Annotated in this window: 22 protein-coding genes and 1 pseudogene; 19 read left to right on the top strand and 4 right to left on the bottom strand. The window is 52.7% G+C overall.

From position 1 onward, the window contains the following. The first annotated feature begins 22 nt into the window (after nucleotides 1-22). The 15 genes from IM304_RS12340 to IM304_RS12270 all read left to right on the top strand — a co-directional run bounded on the left by IM304_RS12340 (nucleotide 23) and on the right by IM304_RS12270 (nucleotide 12,895). Nucleotides 23-1,492 (top strand): phage tail sheath C-terminal domain-containing protein, encoded by a 1,470-nt coding sequence (locus IM304_RS12340; protein WP_193355227.1) that lies wholly within the window; start codon nucleotides 23-25, stop codon nucleotides 1,490-1,492. Next, complete coding sequence (locus tag IM304_RS12335) at nucleotides 1,489-1,995, top strand: phage major tail tube protein (RefSeq protein WP_193355226.1); 507 nt, start codon at nucleotides 1,489-1,491, stop codon at nucleotides 1,993-1,995. Before IM304_RS12340 ends, IM304_RS12335 begins: the two co-directional genes overlap by 4 nt. Before the next feature lie 56 nt (nucleotides 1,996-2,051). After that, on the top strand, nucleotides 2,052-2,339 hold the full coding sequence (locus tag IM304_RS12330) for a phage tail assembly protein (protein WP_193355225.1): 288 nt from the start codon (nucleotides 2,052-2,054) through the stop codon (nucleotides 2,337-2,339). A gap of 114 nt (nucleotides 2,340-2,453) precedes the next feature. After that, the gene (locus IM304_RS12325) at nucleotides 2,454-4,313 is read left to right on the top strand and encodes a hypothetical protein (RefSeq protein ID WP_193355224.1); all 1,860 of its coding nucleotides are present in this window, start codon (nucleotides 2,454-2,456) and stop codon (nucleotides 4,311-4,313) included. Further along, nucleotides 4,310-4,780 (top strand): phage tail protein, encoded by a 471-nt coding sequence (locus tag IM304_RS12320; RefSeq protein ID WP_193355223.1) that lies wholly within the window; start codon nucleotides 4,310-4,312, stop codon nucleotides 4,778-4,780. Before IM304_RS12325 ends, IM304_RS12320 begins: the two co-directional genes overlap by 4 nt. Further along, entirely contained in the window at nucleotides 4,755-4,970 is a 216-nt protein-coding gene (locus IM304_RS12315) for a tail protein X (RefSeq protein WP_193355222.1), read from the top strand. The genes IM304_RS12320 and IM304_RS12315 overlap by 26 nt, the downstream gene beginning before the upstream one ends. Before the next feature lies 1 nt (nucleotide 4,971). Continuing rightward, a complete protein-coding gene (locus IM304_RS12310) occupies nucleotides 4,972-6,090 on the top strand; it encodes a contractile injection system protein, VgrG/Pvc8 family (RefSeq protein WP_193355221.1) in 1,119 nt (372 codons plus the stop codon). 38 nt (nucleotides 6,091-6,128) lie between these two features. Beyond that, the gene (locus IM304_RS12305) at nucleotides 6,129-6,491 is read left to right on the top strand and encodes a GPW/gp25 family protein (protein WP_193355220.1); all 363 of its coding nucleotides are present in this window, start codon (nucleotides 6,129-6,131) and stop codon (nucleotides 6,489-6,491) included. After that, on the top strand, nucleotides 6,466-7,380 hold the full coding sequence (locus IM304_RS12300) for a baseplate J/gp47 family protein (protein ID WP_193355219.1): 915 nt from the start codon (nucleotides 6,466-6,468) through the stop codon (nucleotides 7,378-7,380). The genes IM304_RS12305 and IM304_RS12300 overlap by 26 nt, the downstream gene beginning before the upstream one ends. Next, nucleotides 7,373-7,924: a phage tail protein I gene (locus tag IM304_RS12295; protein WP_193355218.1), complete on the top strand. Its 552-nt coding sequence runs from the start codon at nucleotides 7,373-7,375 to the stop codon at nucleotides 7,922-7,924. The genes IM304_RS12300 and IM304_RS12295 overlap by 8 nt, the downstream gene beginning before the upstream one ends. Before the next feature lie 2 nt (nucleotides 7,925-7,926). Then, nucleotides 7,927-9,570 (top strand): tail fiber protein, encoded by a 1,644-nt coding sequence (locus IM304_RS12290; protein WP_193355217.1) that lies wholly within the window; start codon nucleotides 7,927-7,929, stop codon nucleotides 9,568-9,570. Next, nucleotides 9,567-10,091, top strand: a complete 525-nt coding sequence (locus IM304_RS12285; protein WP_193355216.1) for a tail fiber assembly protein — start codon at nucleotides 9,567-9,569, stop codon at nucleotides 10,089-10,091. Before IM304_RS12290 ends, IM304_RS12285 begins: the two co-directional genes overlap by 4 nt. Nucleotides 10,092-10,530: 439 nt before the next feature. Further along, nucleotides 10,531-10,950 (top strand): translesion error-prone DNA polymerase V autoproteolytic subunit, encoded by a 420-nt coding sequence (locus IM304_RS12280; protein WP_193355215.1) that lies wholly within the window; start codon nucleotides 10,531-10,533, stop codon nucleotides 10,948-10,950. Nucleotide 10,951: 1 nt separating this feature from the next. Continuing rightward, nucleotides 10,952-12,220, top strand: coding sequence for a Y-family DNA polymerase (locus tag IM304_RS12275; protein WP_193355214.1), 1,269 nt, complete (start codon nucleotides 10,952-10,954; stop codon nucleotides 12,218-12,220). Between the two features lie 60 nt (nucleotides 12,221-12,280). Next, nucleotides 12,281-12,895 carry a hypothetical protein gene (locus IM304_RS12270; protein WP_193355213.1) on the top strand — a complete coding sequence of 205 codons (615 nt, stop codon included), beginning with the start codon at nucleotides 12,281-12,283 and terminating at the stop codon, nucleotides 12,893-12,895. A 60-nt stretch (nucleotides 12,896-12,955) separates the two neighbouring features. Here IM304_RS12270 and IM304_RS12265 read toward each other — a convergent pair whose 3' ends face one another. Both IM304_RS12265 and IM304_RS12260 read right to left on the bottom strand, forming a co-directional pair. Next, nucleotides 12,956-13,591 (bottom strand): SOS response-associated peptidase, encoded by a 636-nt coding sequence (locus IM304_RS12265; protein ID WP_193355212.1) that lies wholly within the window; start codon nucleotides 13,589-13,591, stop codon nucleotides 12,956-12,958. Nucleotides 13,592-13,930: 339 nt separating this feature from the next. Next, nucleotides 13,931-14,146 (bottom strand): annotated as a pseudogene (locus IM304_RS12260) (tyrosine-type recombinase/integrase); the annotation flags it as partial. Nucleotides 14,147-14,732: 586 nt separating this feature from the next. On the opposite strand from IM304_RS12260, the gene IM304_RS22380 reads away from it, so the two are divergent. Continuing rightward, a complete protein-coding gene (locus tag IM304_RS22380) occupies nucleotides 14,733-14,864 on the top strand; it encodes a hypothetical protein (RefSeq protein ID WP_255517716.1) in 132 nt (43 codons plus the stop codon). A 141-nt stretch (nucleotides 14,865-15,005) separates the two neighbouring features. Here the strand turns inward: IM304_RS22380 and IM304_RS12255 are convergent, their stop codons facing one another. Further along, a complete protein-coding gene (locus IM304_RS12255) occupies nucleotides 15,006-15,902 on the bottom strand; it encodes a LysR family transcriptional regulator (protein ID WP_193355323.1) in 897 nt (298 codons plus the stop codon). Between the two features lie 86 nt (nucleotides 15,903-15,988). Between IM304_RS12255 and IM304_RS12250 the strand changes: the two genes are divergently transcribed. The 3 genes from IM304_RS12250 (at nucleotide 15,989) to IM304_RS12240 (ending at nucleotide 17,525) form a co-directional block, all read left to right on the top strand. Next, a complete protein-coding gene (locus IM304_RS12250) occupies nucleotides 15,989-16,759 on the top strand; it encodes an NAD(P)H-dependent oxidoreductase (RefSeq protein ID WP_193355211.1) in 771 nt (256 codons plus the stop codon). Nucleotides 16,760-16,901: 142 nt separating this feature from the next. Next, nucleotides 16,902-17,099, top strand: a complete 198-nt coding sequence (locus IM304_RS12245; RefSeq protein ID WP_003856931.1) for a hypothetical protein — start codon at nucleotides 16,902-16,904, stop codon at nucleotides 17,097-17,099. A gap of 3 nt (nucleotides 17,100-17,102) precedes the next feature. Next, nucleotides 17,103-17,525, top strand: coding sequence for a GFA family protein (locus tag IM304_RS12240; protein WP_176610230.1), 423 nt, complete (start codon nucleotides 17,103-17,105; stop codon nucleotides 17,523-17,525). 34 nt (nucleotides 17,526-17,559) lie between these two features. Here the strand turns inward: IM304_RS12240 and ompC are convergent, their stop codons facing one another. Further along, the gene (ompC, locus tag IM304_RS12235; protein ID WP_193355210.1) at nucleotides 17,560-18,699 is read right to left on the bottom strand and encodes a porin OmpC; all 1,140 of its coding nucleotides are present in this window, start codon (nucleotides 18,697-18,699) and stop codon (nucleotides 17,560-17,562) included. Nucleotides 18,700-18,903 lie beyond the last annotated feature (204 nt).

Below are 18,903 nucleotides of genomic sequence, written 5' to 3'. Positions count from 1 at the left end.
TTTTTATGTCTGGAGAAAATGAATGGCGAATTTACATGGTGTGGAAACGATCGAACTGACATCCGGTACGGTCGCGGTCACGACGATCCAGACGGCCATTATCGGTCTGGTGGGTACCGCGCCGGATGCCTCAGCCGGAACGCCGGCAGCGGGTACCGTTGGGACGCCTATTCTGGATAACGTTGTCGAGTTTGCCGCGACGATCGCCGGCAGGGCGGGCAATGTCCTGCTGGCTGAGGCGGTAGCCGGTGTTCCTGATGCAGAAAATCCCGCCGCGGTGGATACAACGGCTGTGTGGGACGCAACGGCTTTAACGCTGACCATCACGCTGGGTTGTGACGACACCGGAAAGCTGACGGCAACCCCGGCAGACGTTGCTGCTGCCGTCGGCACGGTGGCGGATGTGAAGATGACTGCTAAGGGGAGCGGCAGCGGTATCGTCACGCCGTTCAGCCTGCAGTTGTCCGGTGGCGAGGATGAGCCGTTCCCGCTGAATACGCCGGTGGCGATTGTCGGTACCACGATGCTTTCCCGTCTCGGTGATAAAGGTACGCTGAAACAGGCGCTGACCGAAATCAACGACCAGCGAAATGCACTGACGGTGGTGGTTCGTGTGTCGGAAGAAACCGACGAAGCGAAACAGCGTACGGCGGTGCTGACCGGGATCGGCTCGCTGTCATCTGCTAAATCGGTGACGACGTACCAGCCCCGAATCGTCATTGCGCCGGGGTTCAGTGAGGATGACGCCGTGGGCAAGGCACTGGAAACCGTTGCCGGCAAGCTGCGCGCAGTGGCGTATGTAGACTGTGAATCCGGCGCCACGCTGCAGGAAGTGGTTCAGCGTCGCCAGTCTTACGGTACCCGCACCGAGCTGCTGCGCCCGCGCGTTCAGGTCAGCAGCGCCGACGGTCAGCTGGTGTATCGCCCTTATTCTGCGTTTGCGGCGGGGCTGCGCGCCCGTATCGACTTTGAGAAGGGCTGGTGGTGGAGTAAGTCCAACCAGGACATTAACAACATTCTCGGCGTGGAGCAGATCGACGAGTTCATTCTCGGCGATGAAAACTGCGATGCAAACCTGCTCAACATGCAGAACGTCTCCACCATCATCCGCCGGGCCGGGTTTAAGCACTGGGGCAACCGTCTGTGTGGTACCAACCCGCAGTGGCGCTTCGAATCGGTTCGCCGGACCGCTGACGTCATCGAGGACAGCATTCAGGAAACAATGCTGGAATACGTTGATCGTCCGCTGGACCGGGAAAACGCCGACGACATTATCGGCACGATCAACGCCTATATGCGCCAGCTGGTCGGGCTTGGTGCCATCTTCGGCGGCCGCGCCTGGCTGGATGAGGAGCTTAACACCGCTGAGAGCATGGCGGCGGGCGTGCTGTACATTAACTATGACTTTGGTCCGAAATCGCCGACTGAGCTTATCAGCCTGCGCGTCCGGGTGAATAACAACTATGCGCTTGAGGAGATGCTGGCAGCATGAGCGAGAAAAACACGTTACGCGTCTGGACCTTTTTCCGGCAGGGGATCCGCATTCAGGGCGCGCATGAATTCACGCCGCCGGCACTGTCCATCGTCAAAACCGATCTGCGCACCGGCGCGCAGGACGCACCTTCTCCCGTCGATGATGGTATGGAGGCACTGACCTGCCAGCTGAAGTTTTACGGGGTGGACGTGGACATGCTGACCGCCTTCGGTTTTGTCAGCGGCAGCCGTCCGCGCTTTACCGCGTATCAGGGCTATCTGGCGAACGGTACGGCCCTGGGCACCATTGAGGAGATCGAGGGCTTTGTGCAGACCGTCACGCCCGATGCGCGGGGCAAAGACAGCCTGTCGGAAAACGCCGTCACGGTGGACATCGCCGTGAGCTATTACCGTCAGACTAAAGACGGCCGCGAGCTTTTTGAAATTGATACTGAACGCTTCTCGCGCCGGGTGAATGGTGTGGATGTGTTATCCGGCCTGGCGGCTAAAGTTCGCCTCTGAGTCTGACTTCCTTTCTATAACGGCCTGCGGGCCGTTTTTACTTTACGGAGAGTGTTATGGATTTTCCCGGTGAAACCCGCGTTATTAAACTGTATTCCCCTGTTTCCGTTGAGAACGGCGGCCTCCTCGAACAGGTGACGCTGCGCGAGCCGCTTGTGCGTGACCGCATCGCCTTTTCCAAAGACCGCGGCAGTGAGGAAGAAAAAGAAGCGCGCATGATTGCGCTGCTGTGCAACCTCAGCGAGCAGGATATCTGGCAGCTGACGGCGGCGGATTATGCGCAGCTGCTGGACGCGTTCAATGTTTTTATGCTCCCGCCCGCGGAGCGACCGAAAGAAGCCTGATCCGGGCGATACGCTTTCTCGGGCGGCGCCTGCATTTTCCCTTGACGGAATACCTGGATATGCCGTTCAGCGTGTTTTCTGATTTTCTCACCGACGAAGTGGAGGCGGTAAATCGTGGCCGGATTAAGCCAGAACCTTAAGGCCGTCATTACCTTTGGCGGCAATATCGACAGTTCATGGAGCCGTTCAGCAAACGGCCTGCAAAAGAGCCTGAAGGACGTCGGGAAGCAGTCAGAAAAACTGTCGAAAGACCAGACTAAGCTGGCGGCGGAAATCAAGCGGGCAAAGCTCGCCGGGCAAAGCCTGGGCGACCTTAAGCGGCGGTACAGTGACGTGTCCCGTGAAATCCGCAAAACCGAAGCCGAGCAGCAGAAGCTGAACCAGCAGATGCAGAAGGCACAGCGGCTGTCGGCATTCAAGGGTGCCGGTAAAGGTCTGTTTCGCCGCGGTCTGGGTATCGCCGGTCAGCTGGGCTCTATGGTGGCGCCGGGGTTGGCGATCGGCGGCGGCGGGGTGGTGGCTTCCGCCCTGGGCACCCTGATTGCCCCGGCGGCCACCAATGCGGAGACGGCCCGGCGTGCCGGCGTGGCGAAAAGCTATGGCGTGGACATTCCGACGTTTGATGCCTGGGACACGCTCGCAAAACAGTACGACATGAACGGGGAGAACATCGGCGATCTGTTCGAGGAGTATCTGCACAAGGCGGGGGAGTACAAGCAGAACGGCAAGCAGGGATCGCTGCAGGACGCGTTTGAAACGCTGGGGTTTAAGGCGGGAGATTTAGCCGGCCTCAGCGATATGGCGCAGTTTGAGAAAATCGTCGAGCGCGCGCTCAGCCTGCAGGATGAATCGAAAGCCTCGTTTGCGCTGGATTCGCTGTTTGGCGGCGAGGCCAGCAAGCTGCTGATGCTTCTGAAGCAGTCCGGGAAAAGTTACCGCGATCTGATGGACGAGCAGCGCCGGTATAACCTCGTCACGAAAGAGGGTGCTGAAGGCGCAATGGAAGGCAACCGTGCCATTACGAATCTGCAGACCGTCTTCTCTTCTGCGTTGGCGGAAATCTCCGGCCAGCTCGGTAACGAACTGGCGCCGGATATCCGCCGTCTGACTGACGATATGGCGGAGTGGTTTAAAGGCGGGGGGATAAAGCGCATCGTCAGTTTTCTGCGTAATGACCTCTACCCCGGCGTGCTGACGTTCGGTCAGGGGATCGTTTTCGTCGGAAAGGTGGCGTTCGCGCTGGCGAAAAAACTGTCCTGGCTGCTGCCGGATGAGCGAAGCGATCAGCGGGATGTGCTCAAATCGCTGGCGATGACCGGCTCGGTCGATATTGCGCGCATGACGGCGCAGCGCAACGGTCAGGGAGAGTGGTTTGAACAGCAGCTGAAGGAAAAGCCGGATCTGCCGGACGATGTGAAAAAATCCTACCGCGATACGCGGGGATTTTTCCGTGATGACGAGGAGACATTCAACACAACCCTCGATAAGTATATGACCCCCGAGAACAGCGGCGGACTGTTTGGGCCGGATGGGTTGATGAAGCCGGCACTGCAGCCTGCCATGCCCGGTAACGGACCGACGGCATGGGATAATTATCCCCGGACCCTGCTGGCGCCATTACCGCCTGAAACATCCCTGCAGGTGGTACCGGTCATAACGGAGCCGGACACGCTCCGGCAGACTCCGGTACCGCGTACAGTTCCGCTTTCCGCTAATGCTGATGATGGCGGGGGGAATGCCGGTACGGATGCGGTAGGGCGCTGGGATATGTTGTTGCAGAAACTGGATGCAGCGGACGCCGCACCCGCGCCCCGGCAACTGACAGACAACCGCCGGTTCGAATACCGGTTTGAAATTCACGGCGCACCGGGGCAGGACGAGCGGGGGATTGCTGATGAGGTGGAGGCTGTGACGAAAAGCAGCCCGGCTTTTAGGGGTGACAGCAGCATGATGGACGGAGGGCAAATCTGGTGAGTGAAATCATTCCTGTCTTTGAAGAGTTCGGGCAGGCAGGGGCCAGCGCGGCGCGTGGTGCACAGGCCGCCCGGGTGATGATGATGCTGGGCGATTTCGCCTTTTCCATCGATACCACGGCCTATAACCAGCTGACCCGTGAGGCCAGCTGGCGATGGAGCGAGCAGGAGCGCATCGGCAAACAGGACCTGCTGCAGTATACCGGCAAGCCAGGGCGAACCATCCGGCTTGAAGGTGAATCGCATGCCTTCTTCCGTAAGGGGGTGGATGCCGTTAACGATCTCTACGATCTCGCCGATCAGAACAAGCCACAACAGCTGGTCAGCGGTGAAGGGGATGTGCTGGGCTGGTGGGTGGTGATCGACTTCACCGACACGACAAACCGTTTCCTGCCCGGTGGCGGCCACCGAAATAAAAACTGGACAATGACGCTGAAACATTATGCCGACGACATATCAAACCCGTGACGGTGACGTGCTGGATGCTGTCTGCGCTTTGCATTACGGCACGGAAAACCTGTCTTATATCGTGACGCAGGTGCTTGAAGCGAATCCTGGGCTGGCTGATGCCGGCGCGGTTTACCCGTCAGGTATCTTTATCACCCTGCCGGATCTTGCACCGCCGGTTCAGGACTCCGCCTTCAGCCTGTGGGATTAATATGACTGAACAGATTGTTAACCCGGAATACGCGCCGGCGTTCAGCGTCAACGCGGAGGGTAAGGATATTACCCGCGCGCTGCAGCAGAGCCTGGCAGAGATGAAGCTGACCGATTACGGCGGCGCCACGGCAAAAGCGGATGAACTGAAAATCACGTTACTCTCAGAAACCCTCCCCTTGCCGACAAAAGGCGCGCGGCTACGCGTGGCGCTGGGCTTCAACGACCAGCTGGTGGATAAGGGCTGGTTCGTGGTATCCGGCGTCGGCAGCAGTGGTCCGCCACGGCGCCTGGAAATTTATGCCACGGCCGCACCCATGAACGCGCAGAAACAGCCCGGTGATGTGCTGAGCCAGAAGACCCGAAGCTGGGATAATCTGCGGCTGGCGGATCTGGTTAAAACCGTGGCCACCGAAAACGGTCTGGTACCGAAAGTGGCCACGGAGCTTGCGAATATCCATATTGACCATGTTGATCAGGTTGCAGAGTCTGATGCCAACCTGCTGACCCGACTGGCCCGGACCTGGAACGCGGTCAGTAAACCCTCCGGCGGATACTGGCTTTTTCTCCGGCAGGGCACAACGGCTAACGCCTCAGGTGAGCAGGCCGGGGAACTGGTTATCACCCCGGAGGAAGTCTCAAACTGGTCATACAGTGAGGGCGAGCGGGGGAGTTCGACGGGGAAAGCCACCGGCAGCAGCGGTAAGTCATCGGGTAAAATCGGTGTGCGCTATTACGATGAAGCGGACGGGAAGACCAAAACCACTACGGTTGACCATGACGGCCCCTCGATGGCGAATCCCTATACCCAGCCTGCAAAGGCCACTGCTGACCAGCAGGCCAAATCGAAAAAAACGCAGGCCCGGCGCAATCAGCAGAAAATGACGGTGACGGGACCGTGCCGCCCGAAGCATGTCCCGCTTACGGCAGAATCCGGCGTCTCCACGTCCGGCTTTGGGGAGCGGGAAGATCGTGCCTGGGTGGTGGAATCACTGGTCTATTCCCTGACGCCTGCCGGGTTCAGCTATACGTACAACCTGGTGGTTGACATCCGCAAGCCTGCGAAATCCTCTAAAAAATCTGGCAGCAAGGATAAAACCGGCCCGGATTATTTCGGTTAACTCTCCGCCGCCTGGCGATCCACATACGGAAAAACATTATGAACGGTGTAAACAGCCGGACCGGGAAACGCCTGTCCGGCAGCGATCATTTGCGCCAGTCCGTCAGCGATATACTCTCCACGCCGCTCGGCAGCCGCGTGCTGGTGCGTGATTACGGCAGTGACCTGTTTTCGCTGGTGGACAACCCTCGCGACGATCTCACCCGGTTGCAGATTATCGCGGCCACGGCCTCAGCGCTGGCACGCTGGGAGCCCCGGTTGAGGGTTACGCGTGTGATGGTGACTTTCCCGGCCGATGAAACAGGGTGTGTCGTCGATATCGAGGGGATAAACAAAGAGAATAATCTTACCGTCAGCACCGGAGGCATACAGATTTATGGCACGCAGTTACGACGTAATTAACCTGTCCGCGCTGGCGGTACCGGATGCCATTGTGGTACCGGATGCCGTCGATATTTTTACCCGCTGGCTGGCGCGCCTGCGCGAACTGGAGCCGGAATTCGACGCCCTGGTCGAATCAGACCCGGCGTATAAACAGGGGGAAATCAACGCCTACCAGCTGACGCTCGCGTTTCAGCGTGTCAACGACGCGGTAAGAGCCGTTTTTCTTGCCAGCGCCAGAAGGGCCGATCTCGACCAGCTGGGCGCGGCCTTCAACGTTTCCCGCCTGGTGATTGACCCGGGCGATCCGGATGCGGTACCGCCTGTCGAACCTGTCTATGAAAGTGATGATGCTTTTCGCGAGCGTATCCAGCTGTCGTGGGCACAGCTGAACACCGCCGGCGCGCGCAACGCGTACCGTTTTCATGCTAAATCGGCAGATAACGATGTTCTGGATGCGGACGCTTACGGACCGGAGACGCATAACCGGCCGGGGGAAGTAGACGTCTACGTTCTGTCGCGAACCGGGAATGGTGAGGCCAGCCCCAGCCTGACAGGAAAGGTGATGAGCGAACTGAGCGCCGATGAGGTCAGGCCTCTGACTGATTTTGTCAGCGTCAAAAGTGCCACCATTGTCAGCTATGCGGTCACGGCTGAACTGGACATACCTGACGGACCGGATGCGCAGACGGTGCTGGAGAATGCCATCAGCACGCTGACGAACTACACCCTGCTATCCCATCGCATTAATGCCATCGTGCCGCTCTCTGCGATATACGCTTCCCTGCAGCAGCCGGGCGTGGCCCGGGTCAGGTTGATCAGCCCGACGGCAGATCTGGAAGCCTTAGCGGGCCAGGCTCCGTGGTGCAGCTCTATAAACGTCACGCGTAAAGGGGGCTCAGGTGGATAAATTTCGCTCCCTTCTTCCTCCCTCTGCCATACACCCGGAACGGGCTCTTGAGCAGGCCAGCACTGAGCTGATTGTTGCCCTTGATACTGACATGGTGCGTAAGGTGAAAAATCCTGACACCTGTCCGGCTCATCTGCTGCCCTGGCTTGCCTGGGAATTTGCGGTGGACTCGTGGGAGGATGCCTGGACGGAGAAAGAAAAACGGCAGGTGATTAAGGATGCCGCCTACGTACATCAGCATCGCGGTACGGCCGGTGCGGTCAGACGGTCACTGAGTGCCGTCAGTCTGCCGACGACCGTCGTGGAGTGGTGGGAGGATAAACCGCGCAAAGACCCCTATACCTTCCGGGTGGAGGTCTACAGCCTGCAGGCCATTGATGAGGCGCTGTATCAGCGCATACGCCGTCAGGTGGATAAAGCCAAAAACCTGCGCAGCCTGCTGACCACCATAGACGTGATCGCCGATCTAGGCGCTAAGGGAACCTATTACACGGGCGGTGCTGTCACCGCCTGGATAGATGTTGATATTGAGGCAGGAGTTTAGCCATGGCTGAAAAGTATTACAGCATTCTGACCAACCGGGGCAAGGAGCTGGAGGCGCAGTCCTCTGTGACCGGGAAGCCAGTCATTATTAAAGATTTTGTGGTGGGCGACGGGAACGGGCAGGCCGTCATGCCGGATCCGGCACAGACGAAACTGGTACGTGAAGTGTATCGCAACGCGATTTCTGCGCTGCAGGTTTCGCCGGACCAGGCGAATCAGTTTTTTGCTCAGCTGGTTCTGCCTGTTGGCATAGGTGGATTCGTTGTCAGAGAAGTCGGCCTGCTGACCGATGCGGGGGAGTTGTATTCCGTTGCGAACAGTGCCGCTATTGAGAAGCCGGAAAACGGTGTCAGCGTAAATCTGCAATACCGACTTGCGGTATCGGAGACGGCAAATATCGAGCTTAAAGTGGCAACCGGCGATGGCCTGTTTCTGCGGATTGATAAAAATCTTTCTGAGATAGCGGCGAAAGGCGAGGCAGCACAAAAAAGCTCGCGTGAAGCCATTGGCGTTCTGGATGCAACAACCTCACGTAAAGGACTTGTCCAGCTCAGTAGTGTTACCAACAGTTCGTCGGAGGCGCTGGCGGCCACGCCGAAAGCAGTTAAGGAGGCCTACGACCTTGCGAACGGTAAATATACGGCTCAGAACGCCACTACAGCGCAAAAGGGTATCGTCCAGCTAAGTAGCGCTATCGACAGTACCTCTGAGACACTCGCAGCGACACCAAAAGCCGTCAAAGCTGCCAATGACAATGCTAACGGGCGCGTGCCTGCCGGGCGCAAGATTAATGGTCACGCGCTTACAAGTGATACCAACGTTACCTCTCAGGATATCTTCAACGGTCAGGCCTTCGGACTTTCGACAGAGGATCTGGATACGCTAAAAACGCCGGGAATTTATTACCAGCCAGCGAACGCAAATGCGTCAGTCGCAAGGCACTACCCCGAAACTAACGCCGGGACGCTATTGGTTTATAAAAATGCCGGTGTGACGCAGGTGTATCTGGTTTACAACAGTTCTCGTACTTACACGCGTAGCCAGTATTCCACGGGGGCATGGACTGCCTGGGCTAAACAATATGACACCGCCAATAAACCCACTGCGGGTGATGTTGGGGCGTTACCACTAACAGGCGGAACGCTAAACGGCAACTTAACTGTTAAAAATACTATTCAAATCGGCTCTGTGGGTTCTGCTGTATTAAATATTGGTGATAACGACTCAGGTCTTCGTAGCTCTAAAGATGGGCAGGTTGATTTTTGGGCTAATAGCAAAGTGATGGGATACTGGAATGGAACCACATTTTCATTCACTGGCCAGATCATACCTACCAATTACTCAAATTTTGATGGGCGTTACTATACCAAAGCGCAGAGTGACGGCCGTTATCAGCCCAAGGGGAGCTACACTCCGGCAGGGCAGGCTTATACGAAAGCTGAGTCGGATGCACGATTTCAACGGGATACTCGATTGGGGGCTCGAAACTATCAATCAATGACGAGAGGTAAAATGTTTGAAATAGCCGGCAACGTCATCACAGGGCTTCAGATTGAAGGTCAGGTTGATGGTGATGGCGATTACATTGTGATGCGCCCACTACAAAAACAAGTTAACGGAACATGGTATACGGTGGCTCAGGCATGAAAACATTCAATAACTTTACCCCTTATGAGCCTGAAGGAAGCGACTTGCCTTCTAATGTATTATTTTTGCAGTCTGATACAGGGGTTGACTGGTACGAAGCACAGAAGGAATTTAAAAAAGATACTCTAAAGGTGATGTTTGATTCCGCTGGCGTTATCTGCTGTGCTGAAACTGACGTTTCAAGCTTGTGGCCAATAAATTGCTCTGTAGCTGAAGTAAAGCCTGAAGATATTCCTTCAGATTTCTTTATATCAGGTCGGTGGGTTTTCAATGGAATAACTATTGAGCAATATCAATATACGAGAGAAGACCTTATCGCGAAAGCAGAAGAGCAAAAACAATCGCTCATGTCTGCAGCTGCGGATGCAATAGCACCTCTGCAGGATGCGGAGGAACTCGGCATGGCAACTGAGGTTGAATTAACCGCACTTACCCTATGGAAGCATTACCGTGTGATGCTAAACCGCTTGGACATCAGCGCTGCACCAGACATTAAATGGCCTGAGCAACCAACGGGCTAACTATTAGAGCTGTATAAAGGATATCCTGGGCATCCATTCTGGAAACTTAGGTTATAAATAGTGCCCAGCGATTTGAATTTTTGAGCTTCAACCTAAACTGATCGCCATAAGGCGCAAATAAATTTCCTTCTTTTATATGAACTGAGTTTACTCTCTCTTTGCAATAACCTTCTGCTATGCGTGGTTAATATTGCATTCAGCGATCATAAGCGCGCCGTGCTATGGATATTATTCCATTTAGATTTTGGTGCGTCGAAACTGGACTAATTTTGTTCAAACAGGGTGACGTCGCGAAAATTTACAATAGCCATAATTTTAAGTGCAATAGAAGCTTACAAACGAAACGGTTAATCTTTACTCGGTCGTTGGGACTGAGGTGCCTTGCGTGCGTACTCAAACGAAACTACTGTATATAAAAACAGTATTCGAGGTATGCGTAATGGAATTTATCAGGCCTACAGAACTGCGAGAAATTATCGCACTTCCACTATATAGCGATTTGGTGCAATGTGGTTTTCCCAGCCCCGCAGCTGATTATGTAGAGCAGCGTATTGATCTTAATGAGTTGCTTGTTTCCCATCCCAGCTCAACGTATTTCGTTAAAGCCGCAGGGGATTCGATGATAGAAGCGGGGATCAGCGACGGCGATCTGCTGGTGGTGGACAGCGCCAGGACTGCTGAGCACGGTGACATTGTCATCGCCGCGGTAGAAGGGGAGTTCACTGTTAAACGTCTGCAGCTACGCCCAACCGTCCAGCTCATACCCATGAACAGCGCTTACTCGCCGATTGTAGTTGGGAGTGAGGACACGCTCGATGTGTTCGGTGTCGTGACTTTCATCGTTAAATCGGCCAGCTAATATGTTTGCGCTCTGTGATGTGAATTCGTTCTACGCATCATGCGAGACGGTGTTTCGGCCCGATTTGAAAGGGCGGCCAGTGGTTGTTCTGTCGAACAATGACGGCTGTGTAATCGCGCGCAGCGCCGAGGCCAAGGCCGCTGGTATTACCATGGGAGAACCATTCTTCAAGCAAAAGGAGCTTTTCCGGCGGGCTGGCGTTGTTTGCTTCAGCAGCAACTATGAGCTGTATGCTGATATGTCGAACCGGGTAATGACGACGCTTGAGGAAATGAGCCCCCGCGTCGAAATTTACAGCATCGACGAAGCTTTTTGCGACCTGACAGGTGTTCGCAACTGCCGGGACCTGACGGAGTTCGGCAAAGAAATCCGCGCTACGGTTCTGAAGCGTACGCACCTGACTGTCGGGGTTGGCATTGCGCAAACAAAAACACTGGCAAAGCTGGCAAACCACGCCGCCAAGAAATGGCAGCGCCAGACGGGCGGGGTAGTAGACCTGTCCAATATCGATCGCCAGCGCCGGCTCCTTGCCCTGGTACCCGTTGAGGACGTCTGGGGCGTCGGCAGGCGCATCAGTAAGAAGCTGAACGCCATGGGCATCAAAACGGCTCTCGACCTCTCAGAGCAGAGTACGTGGATTATTCGAAAGCACTTCAATGTCGTCCTGGAGCGAACTGTCCGCGAGCTACGCGGCGAACCATGTCTGGAGCTGGAGGAGTTTGCACCAGCTAAGCAGGAAATCGTCTGCAGCCGGTCATTCGGCGAACGCGTTACTGAGTATGAACAGATGCGCCAAGCTATCTGCAGCTATGCCGCCCGTGGTGCTGAAAAACTTCGGGGTGAACATCAGTACTGCCGCTTTATCTCTGCGTTCGTGAAAACCTCTCCCTTTGCGCTTAACGAGCCGTATTACGGTAACAGTGCTTCAATGAAGCTTCTCACCCCTACACAGGATTCCCGCGATATAATCAACGCCGCGGTAAAGTGCCTGGACAAAATCTGGAAAGATGGTCACCGGTACCAGAAAGCCGGAATCATGCTCGGGGATTTTTTCAGCCAGGGTGTGGCCCAGCTCAACCTGTTCGACGAGAACGCGCCACGGGTCGGTAGCGAAAGGTTGATGGAAGTGCTCGATCACCTAAACGCGAAAGACGGGAAAGGAACGCTCTACTTTGCCGGGCAGGGCATTCAACAGCAGTGGCAGATGAAGCGGGAAATGTTGTCTCCACGGTATACTACAAGGTTCACAGATTTACCTATCGTTAGTTGAAATGTTAAAGCTAAATGATATATTTTTAAAGTATTTCAATTGTTTATGTTGAGGTGGGTAATGAATGAGTGGTTGTTAAAGGATGAACTGTGGAAAACTATCGTTGCTGCGTTGCCTGTGATTGCCGCATTGTGGAAAACTTGCGAGTATATTTATCAATTTTTTCGAAGCGGAAAAATACTAAAACTTCGAAATTATTATAAAGAATATGGCGAGCATTTGGAAAGTGAAGATAAAAAATTCATCACTAATCTCTTAAGAAAAAAAATAATGACGCAATTGATTGGCGTATCGAATGATAGCACGAGAAATAAACTGCTATATATCGCAAATAGGTGTGATTTGAATTTGACAAAAAGAAGGTTGGTGAACTTGAGCCGATATTTGAAATTCAACGGGAAATACTTTTACTTTTCAATTGATAAAAGTTATAAGAAAAAGCGTGTTATGGCTTGGGTAGCTTCGGTAGGTTATCTTGCATATGCGCTGGCTCCGGTGAAAATTTATTATGATGGTGCGCTAACTCTACCACAAGTCCTGTTAGTTATTTTCTTCTCGGTTGTTTGTGTTTTTCTGTCATTTTTCTTAATGGGAGCATATCCCAGTGCGAAAACGATTCAAGGACTGAATGGAAAGATGTTAAAAGTTGAGGGTTCAAAATACAGTGATCGATAGTAAGTTCTTTATATAAAATATCTACCGAGCATTTTGATAAATTAACTCACAGCCTTGATTTTATGGATTTCCAACGGCGCGCGACACTGCGTGCCATATAAACTTGTCGGCTGGCAATGAGCCGTCTAAAGCTAATTCTTCCGCTTCTTTCCCGCCTATATCCAGTCGCATCCACTCGCGTGCTGCTTCTGGTGACAGAACCAGAGGCCTGCGGTCGTGGATATCGACCAGTCCTTTGTCCGCTGCCGATGTCACGATGAGAAAACCTTCTGCTTCATCACCGCGTTCGAACGGCGTGCTTCCGATCGCCGCCATGAATATGGGCTTCCCGTCAGTGCGGTGAATGAAGTAAGGCTGTTTTTTGTCGCCTTCTTTCTTCCATTCGAACCAGCCATCTGCAAAACAGATTGCCCGGCCATGCTGCCATAGCGGTTTAAACATTCTGCTGGTGGCCGCCGTCTCGACACGCGCGTTAATGAGTGGCGGTTTATCCCACCACCCCGGCGCGTAGGACCACAGAACCGGATCGAGATGCAGCTGCTCGTCTCGTTCGCTGAGCAGCAGAACTTTTGTTCCGGGCGCGACGTTGTACCGGCCAATAGGTTCAGGGTCGTATGCGATGTCGCGATCGGCTTCATCGGACAGGTAAGCCAGGTATTCTTCACGCGTTTGAGCTTGTGCAAAACGCCCACACATAGAAACCTCCAGCAAGATGTCAGACTTAAAGTATAGGGCAGGCAGAAGAAGGGGGCTAAAGTTAAGGGCAAATTTAGGGGCAAAAATGCGAAATAGGGGCAAAAAAAGGGCAAAAAAAATGTAGTTCAGGGTAGCTTTAGGGAGAAGTTATTATGCTATAACTAATTGAATTAAATGATAAAATAAATTATATCAATGAGTTGACAAAATCAGCGTAGCTTATTCAGGTTGTATTGCTCTTTTTTGTTAATTTCTTGATTCTGTTGCATTTATTACTACCTTCGGAGCCAGTAGGGGCAAAAAATTTAAGCGTGCCAGCTTATCGTTAAGCATCGGCACCTATTCGCCATTCATTTCTTCAATCCACGCACCGTAGACTTTATAGACCATTTGCGCGTTTTCATGCCCCATCTGGCTGGCTATGAAAGACGGGTTAGCGCCGGCAGATAACAGCCAGCAGGCAAAAGTATGCCGCGTATGGTACGGATTCCGGCGACGAATGCCAGCACGTTTTACAGCGGCGTTAGATCCGGCGCCGATGCTCGTTAAAGCGTAACAGGTTTCCAGCACCGGGAGTCACCGAGAAAGCGGCCGAGGCTATCAAAGAAACGCGGTTACCGGTCGTGATTAAAAGTGGCTGGTTCAGATAATTTTGATGACGGTTCCGGCTTCTTTTAACTTTGTGTAAGTAAAACCTACGGCTCCGTAAAAAGAGATGCAAAGGAATATTAAAGCAAAGAGCATTACGTAGAAACTGACATCTCCTTTTACGGAGAATTGATAAATTGCATAAAAGCAAAGTAAGACGAAGGCTGCCAGGGGGGAGAGTGTAATAGAGGAATAAAGAAAAATCATGAGCAGGTCGTCCTGACGTTAACTTATGTCAAACCATTCTATCTTCAGCCAGGCGTAATACCAACCTCCAGCATTGCTACACGCTTCTGAAATATTGCATTTACATCGCGTTAGAGCTGCCTGTTTACCTCCCGTTTAAATGGCACTGCTAAGCGCTAAACTGACCGCAGACACATCGTTACCTTATGTCAGGATGAAAGCAGCATTCCCTTACGCCACGTGAAGTTTGGGGATAACGTATGGAGTGTCTACACTTAAGGTTTATGCGGTAGAAATGGAGGTGAACATGACTGACCGGCCAGTAAATGGCGACCATCCTGATTTTAGCCCCGTCCCGGATAGCCACGATAAGGATGGAAGCAAGCCAAAAGACGACCCTGGCTCAGCGCCCGAATCGGGCGATAAAGAACCAGAGTGATAAGAAGCCGCCTTCGGGCGGTTTTTTTTGCATCGTCCAGGGGCTGCGATCTCATGAGTAGAGACGCGGAGGAATCTAAAACGATGGTCGTTTTTCCAGCATAAACTGACAAGCTTTTAAGGTGTAAGCACCGATTGATGCTTATACCGATGAGGCGATTTTCTCACGAAACCACATATGGGCGCGATCGCGATGGACCCGCTCAGGCCAGAGCATAACCATTTCAAATCCGGGCACCTCAACTGGTGGTTCAACAGTTTGCAGCGCATTGTTTTCACACACCAGCCGCCATGGGGCCATGGCGACCATATCTGAACTCTCCAGCACCGCACAGAGAAGCAGAAAACCTGGCACAGACATTGAGACACGACGCGTCATACCTCGTTCGGCCAATACGGTATCTGTCGCACCATGAAAGCCTCCGCCTTCTGGTGAGACAATGACGTGTTCAAGCTGACAGAATTTCTCAAGCGACAGGGGTTTTTGCAGGTGGGGGTTTCCCGCACGACCAACAAGTACATAGCGCTCAGTGAACAGTGTTCGACTATAAAAATTTTGCGGAGCTTCGGCCCTGGTCATAAAGGCCAGGTCAATTTCTCCCCGATCGGCTTTCCTGGACGCTTGCGAGGGAAGCATATGTACTACTGCAATACGTGTAGCTGGCGCAGCAGCGCGTAATGCTTTCAGGGCTGGACGCAGGATAGTTAAGACACCGTAATCAAAGGCGGCGACGTGCCAGTGTTGAGTTGCCTGCGCTGGGTTGAAGACACCCGTTGGGGAGATTACCTCTTCGAGTGCTGCTAATGCATGTCGAAGTGGTTCACGAAGCTCATCCGCCCGAAGGGTTGGGCGCATCCCCCGTGGACCCGGTATGAGTAACGGATCCTCGAATACCTTCCGAAGTCGGGCGAGTTGCACGCTTACGGTGGGTTGAGAAAGATGTAAACGCTCGGCAGCACGGGTGACATTATGTTCGGTCAGAAGCGCGTTAAGCGTAACCAGCAGGTTTAAATCAAGATTCCTTAAGGTATTAACCATCATAATGCCAGCCATTTTATAAATTCATTTTAACTATATCAGATGCGGAATTAGTGTGTTGCTTCCAACTGATTGGGAGCGAAAAAATGAATGTACTTCTTGTCTACGCCCAGCCCGAAACCACCTCTTTAACACGTCATCTTGTCCACATAGCGACGCAGGTATTAACCGCGCAGGGCCACTGTGTCGTGCATTCGGATCTCCACAAGATGGGATGGAAAGCTGTATTTGATTCCCAGGACTTCCCTGAACGAATTAATCCTGAACGTTTTTCCTATATTCAGGAGTCTGCGCATGCTTTTGCCCATGGACGCCAGACGTCAGATGTTGAACATGAGCAGCGTAAAGTTTTGGCCTCAGATGCGGTTATCTTCCTTTTCCCATTATGGTGGTTCAGTATGCCTGCCATTATGAAAGGCTGGATAGAGCGGGTGTGGGCCTACGGTCTTGCATATGGCTATCAGAATAAGGGCAACGCGTATCGTTATGGTGAAGGCGGTTTTAAAGGCAAGCGGGCATTGCTTGCTGTTTCGATTGGCGGGCCAGAACGTGATTATTCACCCAGAGGCATCAATGGCGATTTAGCGCAATTATTATTTCCGATCACCCATGGCACGCTCTTTTATACCGGAATGGAGGTATTACCCACGTTTGCTGTTTACGGTAGTGGCCAGCTTAACGTTGACGCTATACGTGAACTGGAGACCAGCTGGCGAAGTCGTCTGGAGAATCTCTTTAACGATGCGCCGATCCCTTTTCGTTCACAAAATTCAGGGGAGTACCCGGACCGGCATGTACTGGCGGAACACATTGCACCGGGTATGTCTGGACTTGTCGTTCATCTTGAGGATGACTGACTGGCGAGCCCCAAAGGCAAACCCTATTTTTTTCAGGCAAGTCGAAAATCTCTGACAGTTATGGCATGGATCCCATTAACGATAGCCAGCACGCTTTATTTTACTCCTGCTACTCTTTTGAAGGGTACAAGGGAGCGCTTCAATGAAGAATAAAGACGAACAAACAGGGTTGGTTGGGCTGGCTATTGGCGCCGCCGTTATTGGTCTGGTTTCATCCCAGAAGATCATCAACCGGGAAAGTATTGTCGACGAGCTGGTAAGGCTCGGCAGGCAGAAGGGAGATGGCGTTGAGGATGAAGTCTTTTTGAAAGCTGCTGAATTAGTGAGAAAAGGGGTATAAGCGATGGCTGAAATTCGTCATGCACGGTGCCATTGTGGTGCGGTGCAGTTTACGGTTGAGCTGACGGACGGCCTGAAAACCGCGCGTCGCTGTAGCTGCTCTTTTTGCCGGATGCGGGGTGCGGTGGTGGTCTCTGCACCGTTAACGGGTATTACGGTGACTCAGGGCGAAGACAGGCTCACGGAATACCGCTTCAACACCGGCACGGCGCGCCATTTCTTCTGTGCGGTGTGCGGAATTTATACGTTCCATCAAAGACGTTCCAACCCTAACGAGTATGGCGTGAATGTCGCATGTCTTGAAAACGTCACGCCATTTGATTTCCCGGAAGTGGTGGTGATGGATGGGGTAAATCATCCGATGGACGGTGATAGCGGGGTGTTTGGCTATCTCTCTTTTCGCAAAGAAGAAACTCAACATAAATAAACGTTAGCCCGCAGATTTCTGCGGGCTAATGCCATTAGAACTGGTAAACCAGGCCTAACGCTACGACGTCATCAGTACCGATGCCGTTGTTTTTGTAGAATGCGTCATCTTCATCCAGCAGGTTGATTTTATAATCAACATAGGTGGACATGTTTTTGTTGAAATAGTAGGTAGCACCAACGTCAGCGTATTTAACCAGGTCTTTGTCGTCCTGGCCATTGCCCAGGTCTTTACCTTTGGACTGTAAATAGGAAATAGCCGGACGCAGACCGAAATCGAACTGATATTGTGCGGTCACTTCAAAGTTCTGGGTTTTGTTTGCAATACCGCCGCCATCTTGGCTATCGGTCGAACCATAAGGGGTCATATTGCGGGTTTCGGAATACATTGCCGCCAGGTAAATATTATTAGCGTCATATTTCAGGCCAGCAGTCCATGCATCCGCCTTATCGCCACCTGCATACTGAGATGCTGCGCCAGTCCCAGCACTAACCTGATCGTTGGTACGGTCAGATGACGCATATGCCGCACCCGCGCTGAAGCCCATGCCAAAATCATAGGTCGCAGAAATACCGTAACCGTCGCCGTTCTCATGGCGAATATCGCGGCCGTTGTTGGTGCCTTCCTGATTATTGCTGGCGTCTTCGTTATTACCCTGATACTGAACCGCAAAGTTCAGACCCTGCACCAGACCGTAGAAGTCGGTGTTGCGGTAGGTCGCCACGCCGTTTGCACGACCGGTCATAAAGTTGTCGGCGTAGGTATATGAGTCGCCACCAAATTCAGGCAGCATGTCGGTCCAGCCTTCCACATCGTACAGTACGCCATAGTTGCGGCCGTAATCGAACGAGCCATAGTCGCCCACCTTCACACCGGCGAAGGCCAGACGCGTCCAGGACTGGTTATCAGATCCTTCGGTGTTGTTCGCCTGAATATTGTATTCCCACTGCGCATAGCCGGTCATCATGTCGTTGATTTGGGTTTCACCTTTGAAGCCCAGACGCATGTAGGTTTGATCACCGTCCTTAGACGTATCGTCGGAGAAATAGTGCAGGCCATCTACTTTTCCATATAGATCAAGCTTATTACCATCTTTATTATAAATTTCAGCCGCATGAGTTGCGCCAGCCATTAACAGAGCGGGGATCATCAGTGCCAGTACTTTTCTTTGCATTTTGATTATTCCTGTGTCGTTATTTTTTTAATTGCTTAGTGAACTTTCCGGGCTGGAAAGATGTCCCATGCTAAATCACTCCGATAATGAATAATAAAATATAATTGTTACTGGGTAAGTAAAATCTAAACTAAATGATGCTATTGAAATGGCGATTCACTCCATGAATGCTTTTAGTTGAATAATACAAAATAAAAATTATTA

It is taken from the genome of Enterobacter cloacae complex sp. P40C2 (genome assembly GCF_014930695.1).
GTDB lineage: Bacteria > Pseudomonadota > Gammaproteobacteria > Enterobacterales > Enterobacteriaceae > Enterobacter > Enterobacter pasteurii.
The sequence above is the reverse complement of the archived record's forward strand: the minus strand, read 5'-3'. Positions and strand labels throughout refer to the sequence as shown.

What these genes read in the sequence shown, in the direction of transcription:
- IM304_RS22380 (WP_255517716.1), top strand. Translation starts at nt 14,733, where the DNA reads ATGACTGACCGGCCAGTAAATGGCGACCATCCTGATTTTAGCCCCGTC.
- IM304_RS12280 (WP_193355215.1), top strand. Translation starts at nt 10,531, where the DNA reads ATGGAATTTATCAGGCCTACAGAACTGCGAGAAATTATCGCACTTCCA.
- IM304_RS12265 (WP_193355212.1), bottom strand. Translation starts at nt 13,591, where the DNA reads ATGTGTGGGCGTTTTGCACAAGCTCAAACGCGTGAAGAATACCTGGCT.
- IM304_RS12270 (WP_193355213.1), top strand. Translation starts at nt 12,281, where the DNA reads ATGAATGAGTGGTTGTTAAAGGATGAACTGTGGAAAACTATCGTTGCT.
- IM304_RS12245 (WP_003856931.1), top strand. Translation starts at nt 16,902, where the DNA reads ATGAAGAATAAAGACGAACAAACAGGGTTGGTTGGGCTGGCTATTGGC.
- IM304_RS12330 (WP_193355225.1), top strand. Translation starts at nt 2,052, where the DNA reads ATGGATTTTCCCGGTGAAACCCGCGTTATTAAACTGTATTCCCCTGTT.
- IM304_RS12285 (WP_193355216.1), top strand. Translation starts at nt 9,567, where the DNA reads ATGAAAACATTCAATAACTTTACCCCTTATGAGCCTGAAGGAAGCGAC.
- IM304_RS12315 (WP_193355222.1), top strand. Translation starts at nt 4,755, where the DNA reads ATGCCGACGACATATCAAACCCGTGACGGTGACGTGCTGGATGCTGTC.
- IM304_RS12250 (WP_193355211.1), top strand. Translation starts at nt 15,989, where the DNA reads ATGAATGTACTTCTTGTCTACGCCCAGCCCGAAACCACCTCTTTAACA.
- IM304_RS12240 (WP_176610230.1), top strand. Translation starts at nt 17,103, where the DNA reads ATGGCTGAAATTCGTCATGCACGGTGCCATTGTGGTGCGGTGCAGTTT.
- IM304_RS12305 (WP_193355220.1), top strand. Translation starts at nt 6,129, where the DNA reads ATGAACGGTGTAAACAGCCGGACCGGGAAACGCCTGTCCGGCAGCGAT.
- IM304_RS12335 (WP_193355226.1), top strand. Translation starts at nt 1,489, where the DNA reads ATGAGCGAGAAAAACACGTTACGCGTCTGGACCTTTTTCCGGCAGGGG.
- ompC (WP_193355210.1), bottom strand. Translation starts at nt 18,699, where the DNA reads ATGCAAAGAAAAGTACTGGCACTGATGATCCCCGCTCTGTTAATGGCT.
- IM304_RS12275 (WP_193355214.1), top strand. Translation starts at nt 10,952, where the DNA reads ATGTTTGCGCTCTGTGATGTGAATTCGTTCTACGCATCATGCGAGACG.
- IM304_RS12290 (WP_193355217.1), top strand. Translation starts at nt 7,927, where the DNA reads ATGGCTGAAAAGTATTACAGCATTCTGACCAACCGGGGCAAGGAGCTG.
- IM304_RS12255 (WP_193355323.1), bottom strand. Translation starts at nt 15,902, where the DNA reads ATGGTTAATACCTTAAGGAATCTTGATTTAAACCTGCTGGTTACGCTT.
- IM304_RS12300 (WP_193355219.1), top strand. Translation starts at nt 6,466, where the DNA reads ATGGCACGCAGTTACGACGTAATTAACCTGTCCGCGCTGGCGGTACCG.
- IM304_RS12340 (WP_193355227.1), top strand. Translation starts at nt 23, where the DNA reads ATGGCGAATTTACATGGTGTGGAAACGATCGAACTGACATCCGGTACG.
- IM304_RS12310 (WP_193355221.1), top strand. Translation starts at nt 4,972, where the DNA reads ATGACTGAACAGATTGTTAACCCGGAATACGCGCCGGCGTTCAGCGTC.